This window comes from Enterobacter sp. CCUG 70166 (assembly GCF_020224095.1).
GTDB classification, from domain to species: Bacteria; Pseudomonadota; Gammaproteobacteria; order Enterobacterales; family Enterobacteriaceae; genus Enterobacter; species Enterobacter intestinihominis.
Genome location: NZ_NRIQ01000001.1, coordinates 90,885 through 113,892 on the forward strand (window position 1 = coordinate 90,885; position 23,008 = coordinate 113,892).

Below are 23,008 nucleotides of genomic sequence, written 5' to 3' on the forward strand. Positions count from 1 at the left end.
ACAATTCCCGCCCATTGCTGCTTAGCTTTCTTCTGGAACCACCATGAACGATGGAACGGACTATCGCGCGATCCTCGCGTCCGATACCCCTTTAATCGACGTTCGCGCGCCGATCGAATTTGTCCAGGGTGCGATGCCCGCCGCACTCAACCTGCCCTTAATGAACGACGACGAGCGTGCCGCCGTCGGCACCTGCTATAAACGCCAGGGTCCGGACGCCGCACTGACGCTCGGCCATAGCCTAGTCAACGGCGAGACGCGAGAGGCGCGCATCAACGCCTGGCGCGAAGCCAGCCTGGCCCATCCTGAGGGCTACCTTTGCTGCGCGCGCGGTGGCCAGCGCTCACATATCTCCCAGGCCTGGCTTAAAGAGGCGGGAATCGATTATCCGCTGATCCGCGGCGGCTATAAGGCCCTGCGCCAGACGGCAATTCAGGTGACGATTGAGCAGTCACAAAAACCGATGGTGCTTATCGGTGGCTGTACCGGAAACGGCAAAACGCTGCTGGTGAAGCAGCATGCGCAGGGCATCGATCTGGAAGGGCTGGCGCACCATCGCGGCTCGTCATTTGGCCGCACGCTCACCCCGCAACTTTCTCAGGCGAGCTTCGAGAATCACCTTGCCGTCGAGCTGCTAAAAAAAGATGCCGCGCGCTGGGTGCTGGAGGATGAGGGCCGGATGATTGGCTCTAACCACCTGCCGGAGTGCCTGCGCGACCGCATGGCGGAAGCGCCTGTCGTGGTGGTCGAAGATCCGTTTGAGATCCGTCTTGAGCGCCTGCGCGAAGAGTATTTCGACCACATGTGGGCCGATTTTTTTGCCGCCTACGGTGAAGAAGCGGGCTGGAAAGCCTACAGCGAATACCTGCATCACGGCCTGTTCGCCATCCGCCGTCGTCTGGGGCTGCAACGATTCGCGGAATTTACCGCGCTATTAGATTCCGCGCTGCTGGAACAACAGCGCTCTGGAAGCACTGACGCGCACTTCAGCTGGCTTGTGCCGCTGCTGAAGGACTATTACGACCCGATGTACGGCTATCAGCTGGAGAAGAAAGCGGAGAAGATTGTTTTTCGCGGGACGTACGAAGAAATTGCCGAGTGGCTTGATCGCTGAAAAAAGCCGGGTGGCGGCTACGCCTTACCCGGCCTACGCGTGCTTTTGTAGCCCCGGTAAGCGCAGCGCCACCGGGGAACAAACCACTTAGAAGTCGTAACGCAGACGCACCAGGTTCATGTCGCCCAGGTTGTCGGTGCTGGAGGTGAACACGTGTTCGTAATCCACGCGGAAACCGTAGTCCAGCTGGACGCTGATACCTACGCCGTTGTCGATGCGCTGGTAGTTACGGCCGTTCACGTACTCAATGCGGTCGCCCATGAAGTACGGCTGAATGGATTTCACCGCATACTGACCGACCGGGAATTTGTATCCTGCGAAGTATTCAATACCCCATGCATCACCGACGAAGTAGTCGTTAACGGACACTTTTTTGGTGGTCATGAAGTTCTGATACCAGCCGCCGCCTGCGGAGAAGGTCCAGTTATCCGGCGTCCAGCTCAGTGCGGTGCCGAGAATGTTCTGGTCGTAGGATTTGCTGTCGCCGTTGTCCGGATTACGCATGTCCGCGCGGGTGTAGTTCCACGCTGCGCCCCAGGTCAGATCGGTGGTCAGGTGGTAATCGATACCCAGTGAACCGCCGCCTTTACGCTTGTAGCGCAGGCCGTTGCCCGGCAGGTATTCGCTGTCTTCAAACAGATAGGATGCGTAGATGTCAGCATCGCCCACGGTTTTCTTGTACTTCAGCATCTGGCGTGAACGGTAAGAGCCGTCGTAGTCGCCGTTGATCCCGTTACCCGGCGCCTGACCAATCATGTCGTAGTCCCAGATATCGGTTTTCGCGCCCACCACGTCATAGTACACGCTGTTCTGCTGGCCGAAGGTCAGCGTACCCCAGGTGTCGCTCTTCAGACCGGTGTAGAGCATACGGCGTGAAGTATCGTGCGCGCCGTCGGCGTAGTGGTTATCCCAGTTAAACTGCGCCGGAATGTTCACACCCAGCTCGTAGTAGGTGATCCAGCTGATGTCATCGAACAGGTAGTAGTCTGCCGCGAAACGGAAACGGGTACCGCCGTCAAAGCCGTTACGCTTGTAGCCGTTTTTGCCGTCGTCACCGGTCATGTTCTGGAACTGAGGACGGATGCTGCCGCCAACGGTGAAGTTCAGACGGCTCAGCGGGTTACCCGCCTGCGGATCCTGTTTCAGAAGGGTGATTTCCGCCTGAGATGCGAAAGAAGCCAATGCCACTGCTGCGCCGATCGTTGTCGCCAGCGCTGTTTTTCTTATAGTCATTATTTTTCCTTGATAGACACGCTGCTAAATATTTAGCTGGTGAATATTAACCGGAAAAATTCGGGCTGTGTGGGCGGGTTTTTAATGTTTTGTGCTACTAAATGCATGGGTATTAACGATTTGCGCTATTAAGCGATGACACACCAGCAGAAATGCCGGTGCGTCATCTTCACGCAAGTAAACTAGCTGACAAACTGGCGGAACAGCGCTTTACCTTTCAACAGCCGCGTCCCGAGCCAGCCACCGCACAGGGACAGCAGCACCGCGCCGCAGACGGGCAACGTTAACCACAGCCGCCAGTCAGGCTCCCATGGAAAATCAAAGACTTTCGTCTGAAGCACCGCCAGTGCGGTTTCCGCCCCGATGGCCGCCACCAGGCCCGCCACCAGCCCGAGCAGGGCAAATTCGCTCCACAGCGTGGCGCGCAGCAGCCGTTTACTGGCCCCCAGCGTGCGGTAGACCACCAGCTCCTGATGACGCTGACGCATGCCGACCTGCACCTGCGCCAGCAGCAGCAATAGGCCGCAGACGGTCACCAGCACCACCATCACCTCCAGGGCGCGGCTCACCTGTTCCAGCACCTGCCCGACCTGTTTGAGGATCGCGCCGATATCCAGCAGGCTCACCGTCGGAAATTCCCGGTTCAGTTGCGTCAGCATGCCGTTGCCGTTTTCCCAGCGGAAGCTGGTCAGCCAGCTCTGGGGCTGTCCGTCCAGCGCGCCCGGCGGGAAGATGAAGAAGAAATTTGGCCGCAGGCTTTCCCAGTCCACTTTGCGCAGGCTGGTGACTTTGGCGGTGAAATCCTGGGTATCACCGGTAAAGGTCACGCTATCGCCGAGCTTCACGTTCAGGCGTGTCGCCAGCCCCTCCTCCATCGACACTTCCCCCGCTTTCGGCGGCCAGGTGCCGGCAACGATCGGGTTATGGTCCGGACGTTTCGCCTGCCAGGTCAGGTTGAGCTCGCGGTTGAGCGATTCATCCTTATTTCCCTCCGTGGACTGGCCGTTGATCTGCGTCAGGCGGGCGCGCACGATCGGATAGAACGATTCCGGAATAATGTGATGCTCAGACAGGAACCCCTTCAGCGGCGTCACCTGTTCGGGAGCAATGTTGATCAGGAAATAGTTCGGGCTTTCCGGCGGAAGCTGCTGCTGCCAGCGATCCAGCAGATCCCCGCGCAGCACCAGCAGAAGCGCCAGCAGCATAAACGACAGCGAAAATGCCGAGAGCTGGCTGAGCGTGGACCACGGCTGATGCAGCAGTCGGTTAACCGCTAACCGTATGGGGAGTGATTTAACTGTCAGCTTACTCAGCACATTAAGCAGTACCCAGCCCACTACGCCGCACAGCAGCGCCAGCACCACCGCGCCCGCCAGCACCGCCCACAGCAGCGTACTGCCGCCCATCAGCCAGGCCAACAGCCCGACTGCCACCGCAATAATCACCGGCAGATAGAACTTCAGCGGCCAGACGCTGGCCACCACATCCCGGCGCAGCACGCGCAGCGGCTGGGTGGCGAGCAGCAGCCGGTAGGGGCGTAACCCCACCAGCAGGGAGATCGTCGTCATCGCGCCGATGGCCCACAGCCATGGCCAGAGGCTGGCAGGCGGCAGCGCAGCGGGCAGGACCGGTTTGAGCAGCACCATCAGCAGCTTTTCAAACAGCAGCCCTATCGCCCCGCCGGTCAGAGCCGACAGCGCCAGCACCATCAGCCACTGGCCGACAATCAGCTTGCGCAGCTGTGCCCGGCCCGCGCCGAGGGTTTTGAGGATCGCCACCAGATCGTAACGGCTGCGGCAGTAGTGCCCCATTGCCACGGCAACGGCCGCAATGGCCAGCAGCAGGGTTAACAGCGCCGACAGCAACAGAAACTGCTGAGAACGCTCAAGGGATTTGCCGAGCGCCCCGTCATCCTGCTCCAGCCCGTACCAGCGATGTTCCGGCTTGAGCTGAGGCAGGAGCCATTTTTCATACGCCTCCAGTTGAGCAGGCGTCCCGCCAAACTTATAGCGCCATGTGACGCGGCTACCCGGCTGGACGGCGTTGGTTTTCGCCACATCAGCGGTGTTCATCAGCAGGCGCGGCGCGAGCTGGAACGGATTAAATCCGGAGTCGGGTTCCTGCACCACTTCCCCGGCAATTTTGAGGGTCGCGTCGCCGACGTCGATACTGTCGCCGGGTTTCAGGTTCAGCAGCGCCATCAGACGCGATGCCAGCAGTACCGTACCGGCCGTCGGTTTTAGCCCCGGCGGACTGGTTTGTAAATCACCATACATCGGGTAGATGTCATCCACGGCTTTTACGCTGGCAAGCTGTGGCGTGTCGCCCGCAAAGGTCATGGTCTGGAAGGTGATTTGCTCTCCCACCTTCAGCCCCTCTTTGCGCGCTTCCTCAATCCAGCCCGGCGGCACGGGGCGAGAACTTTGCAGAGCCCGGTCCCCCGCCATAAATTCCCGACTCTGCTGGCTAAGCCCTTTCTCCATACGATCGCTGACGCTGCCGAGCGCCAGCACGCAGGCCACCGCCAGGCTCAACGCCAGCCAGACAATCAGCAGCGAGGGCGAGCGCCATTCACGCCAGAACCAGCGGGCAATCATGCTTCCTCCTGAAGAACACCGTTCACCAGCCGCAGGCGGCGGTCGCAGCGGGCGGCCAACTGCGGGTCGTGGGTAACCAGAATCAGCGTGGTGCCATGCTCGCGGTTGAGGGAAAACAGCAGATCGGCAATTTTGTCCCCGGTTTTACGGTCGAGATTGCCCGTGGGCTCATCGGCAAACAGCACTTCCGGGCGCCCGTTAAACGCCCTGGCCAGCGCCACGCGCTGCTGCTCACCGCCGGAAAGCTGTGCCGGAAGGTGGTCGAGACGTTTTCCCAGCCCCAACTGTTCCAGCAACGCTTTGGCGTGATCGCGGCTTTCGCGGGTATTTTCACCGCGCAGCAGGCCGGGCAGCTCAACGTTTTCCAGCGCGTTGAGGGTTGGGATCAGCATGAATGACTGAAAGACAAACCCGATATGCCGGGCACGCAGCGCGGCGCGCGCCTCTTCATCAAGCGCGTGGAGGGGCTGGCCGACCAGGTTCACTTCCCCGCTGCTGCCATCGTCCAGCCCGGCGAGAATGGCCAGCAGCGTGGACTTACCGGAACCGGATTCGCCAATCAGGGCGATGGTTTCGGCACGTTTGACAACGAGTTCAACTCCGGTGAGGATGGAAAGCTCGTGTTCTCCCTGACCGACGGACTTCTTAAGACGATGAACTTCAACAATGTTTTCCGCTGGCATTTGCCCTTCCTGTTTTTGATGCTGATGACCTTCCGCGCGGCGGCTGCGGACACGTTATTGATTCTGGGCGACAGCCTGAGCGCGGGCTATCGTATGGCCGCCAGTGCGGCCTGGCCCGCCCTGCTCAATGATAAATGGCAGTCCCGGGCGTCTGTCGTTAACGGCAGCATCAGCGGCGATACGTCGCAGCAAGGCTTATCGCGCCTGCCTGCCCTGCTTAAGCAGCATCAACCGCGTTGGGTATTGGTCGAACTGGGCGGTAATGATGGTTTGCGCGGCTTCCAGCCACAGCAAACGGAGCAAACGCTGCGGACTATTTTGCAGACCATTAAGGCCGCTAACGCCCAGCCGCTGCTGATGCAAATTCGCCTGCCCGCTAACTACGGCCGTCGGTATAATGAGGCGTTTAGCGCGATCTATCCTAAGCTTGCCAAAGAGTTTGATATTCCGCTGCTGCCATTTTTCATGGAAGAGGTCTATCTGAAACCCCAGTGGATGCAGGATGATGGCATTCACCCCAATCGCGATGCCCAGCCGTTCATTGCCGACTGGATGGCAACCCGGCTGGCTCCTTTAGTAAAACATGACTCGTCAAACAGCTGAGAACCTGACAGGTAAAGTTATGCAAAAATCGGTCTTAATAACAGGATGTTCCAGCGGAATTGGCCTTGAAAGCGCCCTTGAACTGAAACGTCAGGGGTTTTGGGTGCTTGCAGCCTGCCGCAAACCCGAGGATGTCGAACGCATGCGAGGGCTGGGACTTACCGGCATTTTGCTGGATCTCGATTCGCCAGAGAGCGTGGAGCAGGCCGCTGACGAGGTTATCGCCCTGACCAACAACCGGCTTTACGGCCTGTTCAACAATGCGGGCTATGGCGTATACGGCCCGCTACAGACCCTCTCACGGGAACAGCTGGAGCAGCAGTTCTCCGCAAACTTTTTTGGGGCGCATCAGCTCACCATGCGCCTTCTCCCCGCCATGCTGCCGCACGGCGAAGGGCGGATTGTCATGACCTCCTCGGTGATGGGCCTGATCTCCACGCCGGGACGCGGGGCTTACGCTGCCAGTAAATATGCGCTTGAAGCCTGGTCCGATGCGTTGCGCATGGAGCTGCGCCACAGCGGCATTAAGGTCAGCCTGATTGAACCGGGCCCCATCCGCACCCGCTTTACGGAAAACGTTAACCAGACGCAGGCGGACCAACCGGTCGAAAATCCCGGTATCGCGGCGCGTTTTACGCTTGGGCCAGAAGCCGTGGTTGCCAAAGTGCGCCACGCATTTGAGAGCGATACCCCTAAAATGCGCTATCCGGTGACGCTGGTGACCCATGCCGTCGGCTGGTTGAAACGCCTGCTGCCGGGGCAGATGATGGACAAAATTTTGCAGGGTTGAGTTGAAGCGACGACGCTTACCCCCATGTAAAGAGTAAACCGATAAAAGAGAATGCCGCATGTCCGTACAGAATATCGTCAACATAACTGAAGCTAACCTGCAACAGACACTCGAACAGTCAATGACTACACCGGTGCTGTTCTACTTCTGGTCTGAACGCAGCCAACACTGCCTGCAGCTGACGCCGGTCCTGGAAAGCCTTGCCGCGCAGTACAACGGTCAATTCATTCTGGCGAAGCTGGATTGTGACGCCGAACCGATGGTGGCTTCCCAGTTTGGCCTGCGTGCGATCCCAACCGTCTACCTGTTCCAGAACGGTCAGCCGGTGGATGGCTTCCAGGGGCCGCAGCCGGAAGAGGCGATCCGCGCCCTGCTGGATAAAGTCCTGCCGCGCGAAGAAGAGCTGAAAGCGCAGGAAGCCATGGCGCTGATGCAGGAAGGCAAGTACGACGAGGCGCTGCCGCTGTTAAAAGACGCGTGGCAGCTGTCGAACCAGAACAGCCAGATTGGTCTGCTGCTGGCAGAGACCCAGATTGCGCTGCACCGCCCCGAAGACGCGGAAGCCGTGCTGAAAACGGTGCCGATGCAGGATCAGGACACCCGCTATCAGGGCCTGGTGGCGCAGATTGACCTGCTGAAACAGGCGGCGGATACCCCTGAAATTCAGCAACTTCAGCAGCAGGTTGCGGACAACCCGGCGGATGCCGCGCTGGCAAGCCAGCTGGCGCTTCAGCTTCATCAGGTGGGGCGTAATGAAGAGGCGCTGGAGCTGCTGTTTAGCCACCTTCAGAAGGACCTGGGCGCCGCAGACGGTCAGGCGCGAAAGATGTTCCAGGAGATCCTGGCCGCGCTCGGCACCGGTGACGCGCTGGCGTCTAAGTATCGTCGTCAGCTGTACGCATTGCTTTACTAACAAAAATGCCCGGTGGCGCTAACGCTGCCGGGTCTACAAAAGCCGATATTACCCCGTCTTTTTCAACTGCGTCACCACCAGCTGGTGGCGCGCGTTGTAAAACTTCCGATAGGTCAGATAGCAGGCAATAATCGTCGACAGGCTCGCCGTAGAGAGCAGCATAAACGTCACCATAATCTGGTATTTAATCGCTTTTACCGGATCGATACCGGCAAAAATTAGCCCCGACATCATGCCCGGCAGGCTCACCAGACCCACGGTTTTGGCGGAATCCACCGTTGGGATCAGCGAAGAACGAATGCTGTCGCGGATCAACCGCGCCGAGGCCACCTTCGGTGTCGCGCCCAGGCTTAGCTTCTCCTGAAGCTGTTGCTGTTCACTGCTGAAGCGTTGCCCCAGATTATTGTAGCATAACCCGACCGCCACCATCGCATTGCCCGCAATCATCCCGGAAATGGGGATCACCTGCATTGGCGTAAACTCTATCGAGCCGGAGAGCACCAGTACCGCCAGCGTTAACGCGGTCCCGGTAGTGATGGCAATAAACGACGAGAGGAACGCTTTATCGATGTATTTACTGCGTTTCTGCGCGTTCCATGCCGCGTTAAAGCAGATAAACAGCACCATCAACAGGGTCAGCACGGCATGATTGACGTTGAAGATGTATTTCAGCACATAGCCGACGATGATGAGCTGAATGACCGCGCGAACGATACTCCACAGAATATCTTTTTCCAGCCCCAGCTTCTCCCGGTAGCTGACCACAATCGCCACCAGCACCAGCACCATCGACAACGCCAGCGATTCGTTGGTTATGTTATGTTCACCCACGGTGAGCCTCCTCCATTTTCCCGCCCTGCGGCCTGAGCGTGATGACATCATCCGCATGGCTAATTTCATTTGAATCGTGCGTCACCCACAGCACGGCAATATCCTGTTCACGGACGTAGCGATGAATAATCTCATTGACGTTGCGCTTGTTAGCGTCATCCAGCGCGCTGGTGATTTCATCCAGCAAAAGCACCGTCGGCAGGAATTGCAGGTTACGGATCAGCGAGACGCGCTGCTTTTCCCCGCCTGACAGTTCGGCAGTCGATTTGGTCAGCGTCTCCGGCGGAAGCCCAAAACGGGTCAGATCGTCCGCAAACTTTTTCGGATCGGGCGTTTGGTTGCGGATGTGCCAGGGGAAAACCAGATTGTCGTACACCGTGTCGCCAAACAGGGACGGCGTTTGCACGCAGTATGACACCTGCTGGCGATAGCTTTCCGGTGTAAGCGTGGCGATATCTTTCCCTTCAAACAGGATGGTTCCCTCCGTTGGACTCAGTAGCGAAGCCACGATTTTCAGGAGGGTGCTTTTGCCGCAGCCGGAGGGGCCGGTTATGAGTTTAAATTCGCCCGGAGAGAGACAAAAATCGACGTGCTGAAGGATGGTGTTATCACCCACACGAAAGCCAACATCCCTGATATCCAGAAGATTTTTTTTATTATTCATACCGATTCCGTTAACCGCTGTGATAAGAACAGCCTTTAGCATAATCCTTTCCGCTACGCTGCGCGAATAGCCTTAACCTAGCGCAAGTGTTAAACTTTTTGTTCGGTAATTGTCACCTCTATAACTACAGGAAGTCAGCAACATGACACATATCTTTTATGAGTTCTCTTCCCTGAAGCCTGGTGTTCCAGATGTGGAAACATTAATGGAAGTCATCAATTCTTCTGAACTCACGCGTTTTGTCATGGGTGCAGAGGTGGTCGATTTTGTTAAGAAGGCGCTCATCGTTAACACCACGATCGGAAGCTTTAAAAACTGCTATTTTGCTTTCGATGATGGGGCTTACTTTCTCGAGTTTGACGGCAAGGGTAAATCCAGACGCTTTACTGAGGTGCCGGACTGGTTCGTTTCCCCCGCGGAATTTGCCCGCTCGCAATGGCTGATTAACCATGACCTGGCCGATGTGAAGGCGACAGCGTTTATTGACGTGCTAATGTCCTACCCGCTTAAAGAGCGCCGGGCGCACTGCAATCTGCTGTTTGGTCTGGATCTGCATAAGGTCAATGTGGTTCCGGCGCCTACAGCCCCTGCCGGAAAAATGGGCAATAAAAACGGAAAAACCACCAAGCCTCGCGTCACGGATCTCGGCTCTTTTGAGCTTTTTACCGCGTTCTTTGCACGCATGAAAACCGCCGTCAATGCAAATGAGTTCCCCACCTTACAGGTGCTGACAGGCCAGAAGGATCTTGCAAAAGCGCCGCACAGCTTAAAGCAAGGGATCAGAACCTGGTTTAAGGGGATTACCGGCGATCTGCCGCCGAACAACAAACGTGTCGGAGCGGGCAATGCAGTACTGTTCTGCGCGCCCATTCGCGAGCAGATCCAGCAGATAGAGGCCATCGGCCTGGAAAAATACTATCAGGGCTTATCGAAAGCCATCGCTGACGCCGGGGATGGGTTTATCACCGACTTCAGCTATACCTGGTCTGAAGAGTAACGCTATGCGCCCCGCTCTCCTGGCGGGGCGTTTTAATTTTACCAGTCCGGTTCCCACCTCTTTACAGGGGCGAAATCCCGCCCGTTAACCGATATACTTACGTTCAACAAATACGTAATTTTTCTCGTTACGGCATGCAAAACAGGAGGTTTTTATGCTCATCGTTGTTCCTGTCCTTATTTTCGTTGCGCTGGTTATCGTGGGCGCAGGCGTCAAAATTGTCCCGCAGGGTTACCAGTGGACCGTCGAACGTTTCGGTCGCTACACCAATACCCTTCAGCCGGGTTTAAGCCTGATCGTCCCCTTCATGGACAGAATTGGGCGTAAAATCAACATGATGGAGCAGGTGCTGGATATTCCTTCCCAGGAAGTCATCTCCAAGGATAACGCCAACGTCACCATCGATGCGGTGTGCTTTATTCAGGTGATTGATGCGCCGAAAGCGGCCTATGAGGTGAGCAACCTGGAGCTGGCGATCGTCAACCTGACGATGACCAACATCCGTACCGTGCTTGGCTCGATGGAGCTGGACGAAATGCTCTCCCAGCGCGACAGCATTAATACCCGCCTGCTGCACATTGTTGATGAAGCCACCAATCCGTGGGGGATCAAAGTGACCCGCATTGAGATCCGCGACGTGCGCCCACCGGCAGAGCTGATTGCTTCCATGAACGCGCAGATGAAGGCCGAGCGTACCAAACGCGCCTATATTCTTGAAGCCGAAGGGGTGCGTCAGGCCGAGATCCTGAAAGCGGAAGGGGAAAAACAGTCGCAGATCCTGAAAGCCGAGGGCGACCGTCAGTCTGCCTTCCTCCAGGCAGAAGCGCGTGAACGTTCGGCAGAAGCGGAAGCCCGCGCGACGCAAATGGTTTCCGAGGCGATTGCCGCCGGGGATATCCAGGCTGTGAACTACTTCGTCGCGCAAAAATATACCGATGCGCTGAAGGAGATCGGCTCTGCGAACAACAGCAAAGTGGTGATGATGCCGCTAGATGCCAGCAGTCTGATGGGATCTATCGCCGGAATTGCCGAGTTGATCAAAGACGGCGGAAACGAGCGTAAAAAATGATTGAGCTCATCGTTGCACATCCTCATGCGTTCTGGCTAAGCCTTGGCGGCTTGCTGCTGGCCGCCGAGATGCTTGGCGGCAACGGTTATTTGCTGTGGAGCGGTGTTGCCGCTGTGATTACCGGGCTGGTCATCTGGCTGTTGCCTGTCGGCTGGGAGTGGCAGGGCGCGCTGTTTGCCGTGCTGACGCTGCTGGCCGCCTGGCTGTGGTGGCGCTGGCTGAACAAACGGGTGAAGGCGCAGAAGCCGGTCGACGCGCATCTCAATCAGCGTGGGCAGCAGATCGTGGGTAAACGTTTTACGCTTGATAACGCGCTGATCAACGGACGCGGTCATGTGCGTGTGGGGGACAGTTCATGGCCGGTGGTGGCCGATGATGACCTCAGCGCCGGCACGCGGGTTGAGGTCATTGCGGTAGAAGGCATTACCCTGCGGGTTAAAGCCTGTTAGGCGTGGGTTTTACGGTGGCAGCAGCCGGAAAGATTGTCGATAATCGGGCACTCGGCGCTGTCATCTCCCGGGCAGGATTCTGCCAGCTGTAGCAGTTGCTCACGCATCGCCTGTAATTCGATGATATGGCGTTCGATCTCCGCCACTTTTTCCAGCGTACGTTTTTTCACGTCGGCACTGTGGCGTTTCGGATCGTTAAACAGGTTAACCAGCTCGCCGCACTCTTCAAGGTTAAATCCTACCTGTCTTGCCTGGCGCAGTAACGTCAGTTCATCAAGATGCAGCTGCGTATAGCTGCGGTAGCCGTTCTCACTGCGCAACGGTGGCGTCACCAGCCCTTTTTCCTCATAAAAGCGAATCGCTTTGCTGGTTAAGCCGGTTTTTTTCGCAACATCGCTGATATTCACATTTCCCCCTTGACCTTCCCCTTGATGGAAGGTTTAACCTTCATAACAGTTAGCGAAAAGCAGAGTGAAGGTCAACAATTGACCAGAACATTATACGGGAGTTTTGTTATGTCTCACACTATTGACCTGACACTGGACGGCCTCTCCTGCGGCCACTGTGTCAAACGTGTTAAAGAAAGCCTGGAGCAGCGTCCTGACGTGGAAAGCGCTGAGGTGACTATCGATCATGCCGCCGTGACCGGCAGCGCCAGCGCCGACGCGCTGATTGATACCATTAAACAGGCCGGTTACGGGGCGGAGTTAAGCCACCCAAAGGCTAAACCGCTGGCAGAGTCATCATCCCCGTCGGAAGCACTGACAGCGGCCACTCCTGAGCTTCCGGTAGCTGATGATATTGATGACAGCCAACAGCTGCTGATCAACGGCATGAGCTGCGCCAGCTGTGTCTCCCGGGTACAAAACGCCTTACAGGCGGTACCGGGCGTCGCACAGGCACGGGTAAACCTGGCGGAGCGTACTGCGCTGGTGATGGGCAGTGCCTCCGCCGCAGATTTAGTGCAGGCCGTGGAGAAAGCGGGCTACGGGGCGGAGGCCATCGAAGATGATGCCGAGCGCCGCGAGCGCCAGCAGGAAACGGCTGTCGCCACCATGAAGCGCTTCCGTTGGCAGGCGATCGTCGCCCTGCTGGTCGGTATTCCGGTGATGGTGTGGGGCATGATCGGTGACAACATGATGGTCACCGCAGACAACCGCACCCTGTGGCTGGTGATTGGTCTGATTACCCTTGCGGTGATGGTGTTTGCAGGCGGACATTTCTATACCAGCGCCTGGAAGAGCCTGAAAAACCGCACCGCGACGATGGACACGCTGGTCGCGCTCGGGACGGGTGCGGCGTGGCTGTATTCGATGAGCGTTAACGTCTGGCCGCAGTGGTTCCCGATGGAGGCGCGCCATCTCTATTATGAAGCGAGCGCGATGATTATAGGTCTGATTAACTTAGGCCATATGCTCGAAGCCCGCGCGCGTCAGCGCTCGTCGAAAGCGCTGGAAAGATTACTCGATTTAACCCCGCCGACGGCCCGCGTGGTCACCGACGATGGGGAAAAAAACGTTCCTCTCTCAGAGGTGCAACCCGGTATGACGCTGCGTCTCACCACCGGTGACCGCGTGCCCGTCGACGGTGAAATCACCCAGGGCGATGCCTGGCTTGATGAAGCCATGCTGACCGGTGAGCCGATCCCCCAGCAGAAATCTCAGGGCGATGCGGTGCATGCGGGTACGGTGGTACAGGACGGCAGCGTGCTGTTCCGCGCCAGCGCCGTTGGCAGCCATACCACACTGTCACGCATCATTCGGATGGTCCGCCAGGCGCAGAGCAGTAAGCCGGAAATTGGTCAGCTTGCCGATAAAATCTCCGCCATTTTTGTGCCAGTGGTGGTCGGTATTGCCCTGCTGAGCGCGGCAATCTGGTATTTCTTCGGCCCGGCGCCGCAGATTGTCTACACCCTGGTGATCGCCACCACGGTACTGATCATCGCCTGCCCTTGTGCCCTTGGTCTGGCCACGCCGATGTCGATTATCTCTGGCGTCGGACGCGCCGCCGAATTTGGCGTACTGGTCCGTGATGCTGACGCCCTGCAACGGGCAAGCACGCTGGACACCCTCGTCTTTGACAAAACCGGCACGCTCACCGAGGGCAAACCGCAGGTAGTGGCCGTTAATACCATTGGCTGTACGGAGACGGATGCCCTGCGCCTGGCCGCCGCGCTGGAACAAGGCTCCAGTCACCCGCTGGCGCGCGCCATCCTTGAGAAAGCCGGTGATGCCCCTCTGCCGCAGGTAAGCAACTTCCGCACCCTGCGCGGTTTAGGGGTCAGCGGTGAAGCAGAAGGCCATACGCTGCTGCTGGGTAACCAGGCACTGCTAACTGAACACGGTGTTGATACGTCCGTGCTGGACGCTGAGCTGAACGCGCAGGCCTCTCAGGGCGCGACGCCGGTTCTGCTGGCGAAAGATGGTCATGTGGCGGCGCTGCTGGCCGTACGCGATCCGTTACGCCAGGACAGCGTGGATGCCTTGCAACGCCTGCACCACGCGGGCTATCGCCTGGTGATGTTAACCGGTGATAACCCGACTACCGCTAACGCCATCGCCAGAGAAGCCGGGATTGATGAGGTGATAGCCGGCGTACTGCCAGATGGCAAAGCGGACGCCATCAGTAAATTGCAACGTGATGGTCGTCAGGTGGCGATGGTCGGCGACGGCATCAACGACGCCCCGGCGCTGGCGCAGGCTGACGTAGGTATTGCGATGGGCGGCGGGAGCGATGTCGCCATTGAAACCGCGGCAATCACCCTGATGCGCCACAGCCTGATGGGTGTGGCGGATGCGCTGGCGATTTCAAAAGCCACGTTGCGCAACATGAAGCAGAACCTGCTAGGGGCCTTCGTCTATAACTCGCTCGGCATTCCGATTGCCGCCGGGATTTTGTGGCCGCTGACCGGCACCCTGCTGAACCCGGTTGTTGCGGGTGCGGCGATGGCGCTCTCGTCAATTACCGTGGTGAGCAACGCTAACCGTCTGCTGCGGTTTAAACCGAAAGCGTAGAATCCCGGAAGCAGGCCGGGTAAGCGCAGCGCCGCCCGGCTTTCGCCTATTGCGCCCCCCTTCCCCACGCGCTAGCATGAACCTTTCCGTTTATGGAGCGCGTATGGGTCTGTTTAATCGTATAAAAACATCGTTTCGCGCCCTTTTTCCCCGCCGTTATGCCTGGCTCGGTATGGATATTTCGCTTCCGGGTGGGCAGCAACTGCACCTGGTGGGAAGCATTCATATGGGCACGCAGGATATGTCCCCCCTGCCCTCCGGCCTGATTAAACTACTGAAGCGCGCCGACGCGCTGATCGTCGAAGCCGACATCTCCGGCCATGAATCGCCGTTTGCCGGGCTGGAAAGCGACCGCCCCCTGGCTGAACGTCTTAACGAGACGCAGCTGGCTGAGCTTACCCGTCTTGCGGATGAGTCCGGCGTCTCGCTCTCAATGCTCGACACCCTGCCCCTGTGGCAAATTGCCATGGTGCTACAGGCAACCCAGGCGCAGCGCCTGGGGCTGCGCGGCGATTACGGTATCGATTATCAACTGCTGAATGCGGCAAGGGCGTGCAACCTGTCCGTCATTGAACTGGAAGGCACGGACAGCCAGATTGCGCTTCTTCGCCAGCTTCCTGATGACGGTAAGATGCTACTGGATGATACCCTGACCCACTGGCACACCAACGCGCGTCTGCTGCAAACGATGATTGGCTGGTGGCTGGATGCGCCGCCCGCAGACGGTAAGCTGGCGTTACCGTCGACGTTCAGTGAATCGTTGTATGATGTGCTGATGAACGCGCGCAACCAGGCGTGGCGGGAGACGCTGTATGCCCTGCCTGCCGGTCGTTATGTTGTCGCGGTTGGCGCGTTGCATTTGTACGGAGAAGGGAATTTGCCGTCGCTGCTGAAATAAAAAAATGGCCAATATTTCTATTGGCCCGTCAAAGAGGAATTTCATCGTTTTTATTATACCGAAGTGACCTTCGGCTACGCCGATTGTCGCTCAAAGTAACCATCACTGCCAATACTATTGCGCAAGATGGTGCTATTTTTTAGACAAACGTCAGGCGTATGCTGCTGGCATGAACCGTCTGTCGTAAGAAGGATAGCCATGACTCCCGCCGTTAAATTACTCGAAAAAAACAAAATTTCTTTCCGGATCCACACCTACGATCACGATCCGAACGAAACCAACTTTGGTGATGAAGTGGTGCGCAAGCTGGGGCTGAACGCGGACCAGGTTTACAAAACGCTGCTGGTCGCGGTGAATGGCGATATGAAGCACCTCGCCGTGGCAGTGACGCCCGTCGCCGGACAGCTTGATCTGAAGAAAGTGGCCAAAGCGCTGGGAGCGAAAAAGGTCGATATGGCAGACCCGATGGTTGCGCAACGCACTACGGGTTATCTGGTCGGCGGGATCAGCCCGCTCGGCCAGAAAAAGCGTCTGCCGACCCTGATCGATGCGCCTTCGCAGGAATTTGAGACGATCTATATTTCTGGCGGCAAACGCGGGCTGGATATCGAACTGGCCGCAGGCGATCTGGCGAAAATGCTGGACGCGAAATTTGCGGATATTGCGCGCAGGGATTGAGAAAATTGCCCGGTGGCGCTGCGCTTACCGGGCCTCCGATTCGAATGTAGGCCGGGTAAGGCGTAGCCGCCACCCGGCACAACACACCCGCACTACTGCCAGCTCACCTCGCCCTTCGGCTCATACGCGTTCACGTCAATCGGTGAATTTTGCTGGATAAACTGCTTCAACACTTCCGCATCAATAAACCCGGTATTTACATAGCCCGGTTTGTTATCGATATGCGGATAGCCGTCGCCGCCGGTGGCGTTAAAGCTTAACGTTGCCAGGCGGTAGGTTTTCGCCGGATCAACAGGTTCGCCTTTGATTTTGAGATCGTTGAGCTTACCGTCCTTCGCGACGAAGCTGACGTTAGCAAACTGCGGATACGCTCCGGAGTCCGGCTTCATCTGCGCCACGGCGGTCAGGTAGTCAATTACCTCTTTCCCGCTCATGTCCGCATACACCACCACGTTGCCAAACGGCTGCACTTTGAGCACGTCTTTATAGGTGATGTTTCCGCCATCGATGGAATCACGAATACCGCCGCCGCTCATCACGCCGAAATCCGCATTCGTACGCGCCATCTGCGCGGCCAGCACCAGACGCCCCATGTTGGTTTGTACGAAGCGGACTTTGCTGCGGTCCCCTTCCAGTCGTCCGTTAAGCGTGCCAATCTTCACGTCCAGCTGCGCTTTCCCTTTGCTCTGGAACGGCGTCAGCAGGGAGAGCATCTGCTGGTTTTCAGCGATCTCTGGCGTGTAGAGTACCCGCTCGCTTTTGCCGTCCGGGTAGGTCACTTTCTTCTTCAGGTTGACCGGGATGAGCTGATAGTGCACCAGCTTCATCTCGCCGTTACGGAATTCGAAATCCGCACGGCCAACGTATTTACCCCACTCGTGGGCCTGTACAATCCAGATACCGTTCTGACGATCCGGGGCGCACGGCGTGCCGGGCACATAATCTACCTGCTTTTTATTCTCAGAAGCCATGCAGACCGGATCCTGCGAATGACCGCCCACAATCATCGCCAGCGAGCCCGCAGGAAGGCTGCGCGCCATCTCCACGTCGCCCGGCGCGTTAGAGCCGTGCTGACCGTTGTCGTAATGCCCCATGTGGGTGGTAGCGATAATCACATCCGGTTTTTCATTCTGCTGCAACTCCTGGATCACCAGCTTCGCTTCGTCCGCCGGTTTACGGAATTCGATATCGGTGAAAAATTCAGGGTTGCCAATTTTGGCCGTATCGTCGGTGGTTAAGCCGATGACCGCGATCTTCAGATCCTGACGCTTAAACAGCGCCCACGGTTTAAACAGGCGCTCGCCGGTGCTTTTCTGATAAATATTGGCGGAAAGGAACGGAAATTTGGACCACTTTTCCTGCTGGCGCAATACGCTCAGCGGGTTATCAAACTCGTGGTTTCCGACCGCCATCGCGTCGTAACCAATTAAATTCATGCCGCGGAAATCAGGCTCGGCATCCTGCAAATCAGATTCCGGTACGCCGGTATTAATATCCCCGCCCGACAGCAACAGCACGCTGCCGCCCTGAGCCGAGACCTCTTTACGAATGCCGTCCACCAGCGTTTTTTGCGCCGCCAGGCCATATTCACCGTATTCGCTGCGCCAGAAATGGCCGTGATGATCGTTAGTATGCAGAATGGTAATTTTATAGGTTTTATCTTTTTCATACGCCTGCGCGGGCAGGCTTGTCAGCCCCCATGCGGCGATGAGCGCCAGCGCGACGCCACGCTTTATTAACTTCATCTTCTCTCTCCCTGACCCATAGACAAACGCAAAAATTACAGTGACTCACAAGAATAGACAAATAAGTTTTCAGAATTGCGACTTTCTTCAAATGTCACGGACGGGTATGTTAGTCGGATAATAATTACTCCCTGCATCTCTAATTACAAATTGACGTGGTATTTATGGCAATCAGTGAATCAACCCAGCCTGTTCAGGGCGTTCCGGCGTCGCCGCCGAAATCGCGCACTTCCTTCAAAGTATTAGGCGCAATCAGTCTCTCTCATCTGCTCAACGACATGATCCAGTCGCTGATTCTGGCGATCTACCCGCTGTTGCAGTCTGAGTTCTCATTAACCTTCGTGCAGATCGGGATGATTACCCTGACCTTCCAGCTGGCCTCTTCGCTGCTACAGCCGGTGGTGGGCTACTGGACGGACAAATACCCGATGCCATGGTCGCTGCCCATTGGGATGTGCTTCACCCTGAGCGGGCTGGTGCTGCTGGCCATGGCGGGCAGCTTTGAGGCGGTACTGGTTGCCGCGGCGCTGGTAGGAACCGGTTCATCGGTGTTCCATCCGGAATCGTCCCGCGTGGCGCGTATGGCCTCCGGCGGACGCCACGGGCTGGCGCAGTCTCTGTTCCAGGTGGGGGGGAACTTTGGTAGCTCCCTCGGTCCTCTGCTGGCGGCGGTAATTATCGCGCCTTACGGCAAAGGCAACGTGGCGTGGTTTGTGCTGGCCGCGCTGCTGGCGATTGTCGTCCTGGCGCAAATCAGCCGCTGGTATGCCGCGCAGCACCGCGTAAATAAGGGAAAACCTGTCGCGAAGATAACCAATCCCCTTCCGCGTAATAAGGTGATCCTTGCCGTCAGCGTGTTGCTGGTGCTGATTTTCTCGAAATATTTCTATATGGCGAGCATTAGCAGCTATTACACCTTCTATCTGATGCAAAAATTCGGATTATCGGTACAAAACGCCCAGTTCCATCTCTTTGCCTTCCTGTTTGCGGTGGCGGCAGGCACGGTGATTGGCGGCCCTGTGGGAGATAAAATCGGACGTAAATATGTGATTTGGGGCTCTATCCTCGGCGTTGCGCCGTTTACGCTTGTTTTACCGTACGCAACGCTGGAATGGACCGGAATATTGACAGTGATTATTGGTTTTATTCTCGCGTCGGCGTTTTCAGCCATTCTGGTCTATGCGCAGGAGCTGCTGCCGGGACGTATCGGTATGGTTTCCGGTCTCTTTTTCGGTTTTGCCTTTGGCATGGGCGGCCTTGGCGCCGCCGTGTTAGGGATGGTTGCAGACCACACCAGCATCTTCCTGGTCTATAAAATCTGCGCTTTCCTGCCACTTCTGGGGATGTTGACCATATTCCTGCCTGACAACCGTCATAAAGCGTAACTTCATGGCTGCCAAAGTTAAACTTTGGCAGCCGGATAACCTGATGCCATAAGGCTTTCCTCTCCCTCCCCTCAGCAAATTTATCAAAATCTGCCTTTTTTCGTGCTTATTGCCTTTTTATTGTGATTTCAACAATTATTCATAAACATAAGCGTAAAAATTGTCATAAACTATTAATCGGCTTTTTGGTATTTGCACCAAAAATGGATCACCCATCGCGAAAGGAGACGGAATGCACCACGCCACACCGCTTATCACCACCATTGTTGGTGGACTTGTGCTCGCTTTTATCCTCGGCATGATTGCCAACAAACTGCGTATTTCGCCCCTGGTAGGCTATTTGTTAGCGGGCGTGCTGGCAGGACCCTTTACGCCGGGTTTTGTCGCAGATACCAAACTTGCACCGGAGCTGGCGGAACTGGGCGTTATCCTGCTGATGTTTGGCGTCGGACTGCATTTTTCCCTAAAGGATCTGATGGCGGTAAAGTCGATCGCCATACCGGGAGCGATCGCCCAGATAGGGGTGGCGACGCTGCTGGGCATGGCGCTTTCGGCGGTGCTGGGCTGGTCAATCATGACCGGTATCGTATTTGGGCTGTGTCTTTCAACCGCCAGTACCGTGGTGCTGCTGCGCGCGCTTGAAGAGAGGCAGCTGATAGACAGCCAGCGCGGGCAAATCGCGATTGGCTGGCTGATAGTTGAAGATCTGGTGATGGTGTTGACGCTGGTACTGCTGCCCGCCGTCGCCGGGATGATGGAAAAAGAGAATATCGGCTTCGCTTCGCTGGCGCTGGATATGAGCATTACCATCGGTAAGGTTGTGGCGTTTATTGCCATCATGATGCTGGTGGGCCGCCGTCTGGTGCCGTGGATCATGTCCCGCAGCGCCGCCACCGGCTCGCGTGAACTGTTCACGCTTTCGGTCCTTGCGCTGGCGCTGGGCATTGCCTTTGGCGCTGTCGAGCTGTTTGACGTCTCCTTTGCGCTGGGCGCGTTCTTCGCCGGGATGGTGCTGAACGAGTCCGAGCTGAGCCACCGTGCCGCGCACGATACTCTGCCACTACGTGATGCGTTCGCGGTGCTGTTCTTTGTCTCCGTCGGGATGCTGTTCGACCCGATGATCCTCATCCAGCAGCCGCTGGCCGTGCTGGGTACGCTGGCAATCATCATCTTTGGTAAGTCCGTTGCCGCCTTCTTCCTGGTGCGGATGTTCGGTCACTCGCCGCGCACGGCGCTGACCATCGCCGCCAGCCTGGCGCAGATTGGCGAGTTCGCCTTTATTCTGGCTGGTCTGGGAATGGCCCTGAATCTGCTGCCACAGGCTGGGCAAAATCTGGTGCTGGCGGGGGCGATCCTCTCCATCATGTTGAACCCGGTATTGTTTGCCCTGCTGGAGAAATATCTCAAGAAGACCGAAACCCTCGAAGAGCTGACGCTGGAAGAGGCGACAGAAGAAGAGAAACAGATCCCGGTGGATATCTGCAACCACGCGCTGCTGGTCGGTTTTGGCCGCGTCGGCAGCCTGCTGGGTGAAAAACTGATGGCTCAGGGCATTCCACTTGTAGTGATTGAAACGTCACGCACCCGCGTCGACGAGCTTCGCGAACGCGGCATCCGCGCGGTGCTGGGCAACGCGGCTAACGAAGAGATTATGAATCTGGCGCATCTGGACTGCGCTCGCTGGCTGCTGCTCACTATCCCGAACGGTTACGAGGCTGGCGAGATTGTCGCCACAGCCCGTGAAAAATGCCCGCATATCGAAATCATAGCCCGCGCCCATTATGATGACGAAGTGGAGTACATTACCGAGCGCGGCGCGAATCAGGTGGTGATGGGTGAGCGTGAGATTGCGAATACGATGCTGACAATGCTGACGAAGCCGCCGGTTGAAGAGGCGGTGACGGGGTAAATTTTGTGCGGCCTGGTCCCCTCACCCCAGCCCTCTCCCCAAAGGGGAGAGGGTGTTCAAGTTCCCTCTCCCCTTTGGGGAGAGGGCCAGGGTGAGGGGTCTTCTTTTACCTGTCCCAATACGCCTCTTCGAGGCTGTCTTCCCGTTCCGGCAGCCCACGCGTTAAGCGCGGTGAATGCTGGTTCAGCACCTGATAACTCACGCGGTTCGCGTACTTGCACACCTGCGCCAGCGAGGAATAGGTCAGCCAGTTGAAGGTGTGTTTGCTGGAATTCGGCACATTGGTTTTGTGGTAGGCGTTAGCGGTGATGTCGTGCAGCAGCGCGGCCAGCGCGCCGTCGCCCGCGCCGTTGGTGTTCATGATCTTCTCGGGGCCACCCATATACGGTGCAATGTGGGAGAAAATACGCAGCGGGTTGATGCAGTCTTTATGACGCATGGCGCGGCTGAACTCGTACTGGTTAAATTCGGCGATAGCGCCCGGCAGCAGCGGGTGCTGGGTTTTCCGCTTGCTCTCTTCTTCCGTGAAGCCCGCCATGTACAGCCCGACCGGCCCGGCGGTGCAGAGCACCAGATCCACCCAGTCCAGCGCCTTATCAGACGCCAGCAGCGGATCGCTTTCTCCGGTCAGCGCTTCGGCTTCTTCTTCATTCATCGCCAGAATCGAGACGTGTTCTTTCAGGAAGGCCTGCCACCACTCCGGGTTGTCGGCAATCACGAATTTGGTGCCCAGCGTCAGAACCACAGGCACGTTGTATTTCTTCGCATACTCAATTGCCTTCATGGTTGCGTCCGGCATTGGTTCGCCCGGCTTGCAGCGCACCAGATAAGACGTCAACACCAGCGCAGACGCGCCCGCGATCACCTCTTCCGGAATACTTTCAGCGCGTAGCTTGTTCATATGGCCGGGGCTGATGGCAAAGGTACGCTCGCCGGAATCGCTTATCAGCGTAAAGCAACGACCAATTGGCCCGTCAACGCCCTGCAAATAGTTCAGATCGGTGCGGCTGGAGGTATTGCACAGGTAGCGGTAGGCGTAGCCACCGATTTCGATATTGCTGCACATCACGCCAAGCAGTACCGAGCGGTCGTCTGCCAGAACGGAGTAGTTGTGCATGGTGTTACCGATGGTGCCGCCAGCAAACTGGTGGGTGATAAGATTTTCGCGCATCAGTTCCTGATACAGCGCTTCGGCAACGTCATCCTCAATCACCAGCGAGTGCCCGGCGCTCAGACCGTAACGTGCGACAAACGCATCATCCACTTTGGCTTCAATGTCCACCAGCGTCTGATCGATACCGACCACCCAGGCAGCGCTGGTTTCGCTTTCCTGCTGAATTTGCTGTAACAGCGGATCGCGGGCATCGACGGGGAAATAGTGTTTGGACTTACGTTTACCGGGAAATTTCATGGTCTGAACTGTGCAAAGAATACGG

Annotated in this window: 20 protein-coding genes; 12 read left to right on the forward strand and 8 right to left on the reverse strand. The window is 57.1% G+C overall.

All coding sequences use genetic code 11. From position 1 onward, the window contains the following. Window positions 1-43: 43 nt before the first annotated feature. Window positions 44-1,114 carry a tRNA 2-selenouridine(34) synthase MnmH gene (mnmH, locus tag CKK19_RS00440; RefSeq protein WP_038415556.1) on the forward strand — a complete coding sequence of 357 codons (1,071 nt, stop codon included), beginning with the start codon at window positions 44-46 and terminating at the stop codon, window positions 1,112-1,114. Between the two features lie 87 nt (window positions 1,115-1,201). On the opposite strand, the gene CKK19_RS00445 is transcribed toward mnmH, so the two are convergent. The 3 genes from CKK19_RS00445 to ybbA all read right to left on the reverse strand — a co-directional run bounded on the left by CKK19_RS00445 (window position 1,202) and on the right by ybbA (window position 5,627). Then, entirely contained in the window at window positions 1,202-2,347 is a 1,146-nt protein-coding gene (locus CKK19_RS00445; protein WP_063853715.1) for a porin, read from the reverse strand. Between the two features lie 182 nt (window positions 2,348-2,529). Beyond that, entirely contained in the window at window positions 2,530-4,944 is a 2,415-nt protein-coding gene (ybbP, locus tag CKK19_RS00450; protein ID WP_063853714.1) for a putative ABC transporter permease subunit YbbP, read from the reverse strand. Next, window positions 4,941-5,627, reverse strand: a complete 687-nt coding sequence (gene ybbA / locus CKK19_RS00455) for a putative ABC transporter ATP-binding protein YbbA (protein WP_006809828.1) — start codon at window positions 5,625-5,627, stop codon at window positions 4,941-4,943. The genes ybbP and ybbA overlap by 4 nt, the downstream gene beginning before the upstream one ends. Here ybbA and tesA point away from each other — a divergent pair. The 3 genes from tesA to CKK19_RS00470 are packed head-to-tail and all read left to right on the forward strand — an operon-like array spanning window position 5,598 to window position 7,933. After that, window positions 5,598-6,230 (forward strand): multifunctional acyl-CoA thioesterase I/protease I/lysophospholipase L1, encoded by a 633-nt coding sequence (gene tesA / locus CKK19_RS00460; RefSeq protein WP_003858933.1) that lies wholly within the window; start codon window positions 5,598-5,600, stop codon window positions 6,228-6,230. The genes ybbA and tesA overlap by 30 nt on opposite strands. Continuing rightward, the gene (locus CKK19_RS00465; protein ID WP_154819161.1) at window positions 6,211-7,020 is read left to right on the forward strand and encodes an SDR family oxidoreductase; all 810 of its coding nucleotides are present in this window, start codon (window positions 6,211-6,213) and stop codon (window positions 7,018-7,020) included. The genes tesA and CKK19_RS00465 overlap by 20 nt, the downstream gene beginning before the upstream one ends. A gap of 58 nt (window positions 7,021-7,078) precedes the next feature. Then, window positions 7,079-7,933 carry a co-chaperone YbbN gene (locus CKK19_RS00470; protein WP_022647291.1) on the forward strand — a complete coding sequence of 285 codons (855 nt, stop codon included), beginning with the start codon at window positions 7,079-7,081 and terminating at the stop codon, window positions 7,931-7,933. Between the two features lie 48 nt (window positions 7,934-7,981). On the opposite strand, the gene fetB is transcribed toward CKK19_RS00470, so the two are convergent. Beyond that, window positions 7,982-8,764 (reverse strand): iron efflux ABC transporter permease subunit FetB, encoded by a 783-nt coding sequence (gene fetB, locus CKK19_RS00475; RefSeq protein WP_022647290.1) that lies wholly within the window; start codon window positions 8,762-8,764, stop codon window positions 7,982-7,984. After that, the gene (gene fetA, locus CKK19_RS00480) at window positions 8,757-9,428 is read right to left on the reverse strand and encodes an iron efflux ABC transporter ATP-binding subunit FetA (protein WP_063853711.1); all 672 of its coding nucleotides are present in this window, start codon (window positions 9,426-9,428) and stop codon (window positions 8,757-8,759) included. The genes fetB and fetA overlap by 8 nt, the downstream gene beginning before the upstream one ends. Window positions 9,429-9,570: 142 nt before the next feature. On the opposite strand from fetA, the gene CKK19_RS00485 reads away from it, so the two are divergent. From CKK19_RS00485 to CKK19_RS00495, 3 genes are all read left to right on the forward strand, one after another. Beyond that, window positions 9,571-10,425, forward strand: coding sequence for a hypothetical protein (locus CKK19_RS00485; RefSeq protein ID WP_063149176.1), 855 nt, complete (start codon window positions 9,571-9,573; stop codon window positions 10,423-10,425). Between the two features lie 154 nt (window positions 10,426-10,579). Then, window positions 10,580-11,494 carry an SPFH domain-containing protein gene (locus CKK19_RS00490; protein ID WP_003858941.1) on the forward strand — a complete coding sequence of 305 codons (915 nt, stop codon included), beginning with the start codon at window positions 10,580-10,582 and terminating at the stop codon, window positions 11,492-11,494. Beyond that, window positions 11,491-11,943, forward strand: a complete 453-nt coding sequence (locus CKK19_RS00495; RefSeq protein ID WP_063853710.1) for an NfeD family protein — start codon at window positions 11,491-11,493, stop codon at window positions 11,941-11,943. Before CKK19_RS00490 ends, CKK19_RS00495 begins: the two co-directional genes overlap by 4 nt. Here the strand turns inward: CKK19_RS00495 and cueR are convergent. Then, complete coding sequence (gene cueR, locus CKK19_RS00500) at window positions 11,940-12,350, reverse strand: Cu(I)-responsive transcriptional regulator (protein WP_017383222.1); 411 nt, start codon at window positions 12,348-12,350, stop codon at window positions 11,940-11,942. The genes CKK19_RS00495 and cueR overlap by 4 nt on opposite strands. Before the next feature lie 108 nt (window positions 12,351-12,458). Here cueR and copA point away from each other — a divergent pair, with 108 nt between their 5' ends. The 3 genes from copA to ybaK all read left to right on the forward strand — a co-directional run bounded on the left by copA (window position 12,459) and on the right by ybaK (window position 16,533). Beyond that, on the forward strand, window positions 12,459-14,957 hold the full coding sequence (gene copA / locus CKK19_RS00505) for a copper-exporting P-type ATPase CopA (protein WP_063853709.1): 2,499 nt from the start codon (window positions 12,459-12,461) through the stop codon (window positions 14,955-14,957). A 103-nt stretch (window positions 14,958-15,060) separates the two neighbouring features. After that, window positions 15,061-15,855, forward strand: a complete 795-nt coding sequence (locus CKK19_RS00510) for a TraB/GumN family protein (RefSeq protein ID WP_063853708.1) — start codon at window positions 15,061-15,063, stop codon at window positions 15,853-15,855. Between the two features lie 198 nt (window positions 15,856-16,053). Beyond that, window positions 16,054-16,533 (forward strand): Cys-tRNA(Pro)/Cys-tRNA(Cys) deacylase YbaK, encoded by a 480-nt coding sequence (ybaK, locus tag CKK19_RS00515; RefSeq protein ID WP_010428207.1) that lies wholly within the window; start codon window positions 16,054-16,056, stop codon window positions 16,531-16,533. 92 nt (window positions 16,534-16,625) lie between these two features. On the opposite strand, the gene ushA is transcribed toward ybaK, so the two are convergent. Then, on the reverse strand, window positions 16,626-18,278 hold the full coding sequence (ushA, locus tag CKK19_RS00520; protein WP_022647283.1) for a bifunctional UDP-sugar hydrolase/5'-nucleotidase UshA: 1,653 nt from the start codon (window positions 18,276-18,278) through the stop codon (window positions 16,626-16,628). Between the two features lie 164 nt (window positions 18,279-18,442). Here ushA and CKK19_RS00525 point away from each other — a divergent pair, with 164 nt between their 5' ends. Both CKK19_RS00525 and ybaL read left to right on the forward strand, forming a co-directional pair. Then, entirely contained in the window at window positions 18,443-19,663 is a 1,221-nt protein-coding gene (locus CKK19_RS00525; protein WP_022647282.1) for an MFS transporter, read from the forward strand. A gap of 232 nt (window positions 19,664-19,895) precedes the next feature. Then, window positions 19,896-21,572: a YbaL family putative K(+) efflux transporter gene (gene ybaL / locus CKK19_RS00530; RefSeq protein WP_225455016.1), complete on the forward strand. Its 1,677-nt coding sequence runs from the start codon at window positions 19,896-19,898 to the stop codon at window positions 21,570-21,572. Window positions 21,573-21,678: 106 nt separating this feature from the next. Here the strand turns inward: ybaL and CKK19_RS00535 are convergent, their stop codons facing one another. Beyond that, the gene (locus tag CKK19_RS00535; protein ID WP_022647280.1) at window positions 21,679-22,983 is read right to left on the reverse strand and encodes an inosine/guanosine kinase; all 1,305 of its coding nucleotides are present in this window, start codon (window positions 22,981-22,983) and stop codon (window positions 21,679-21,681) included. Between the last annotated feature and the right edge of the window lie 25 nt (window positions 22,984-23,008).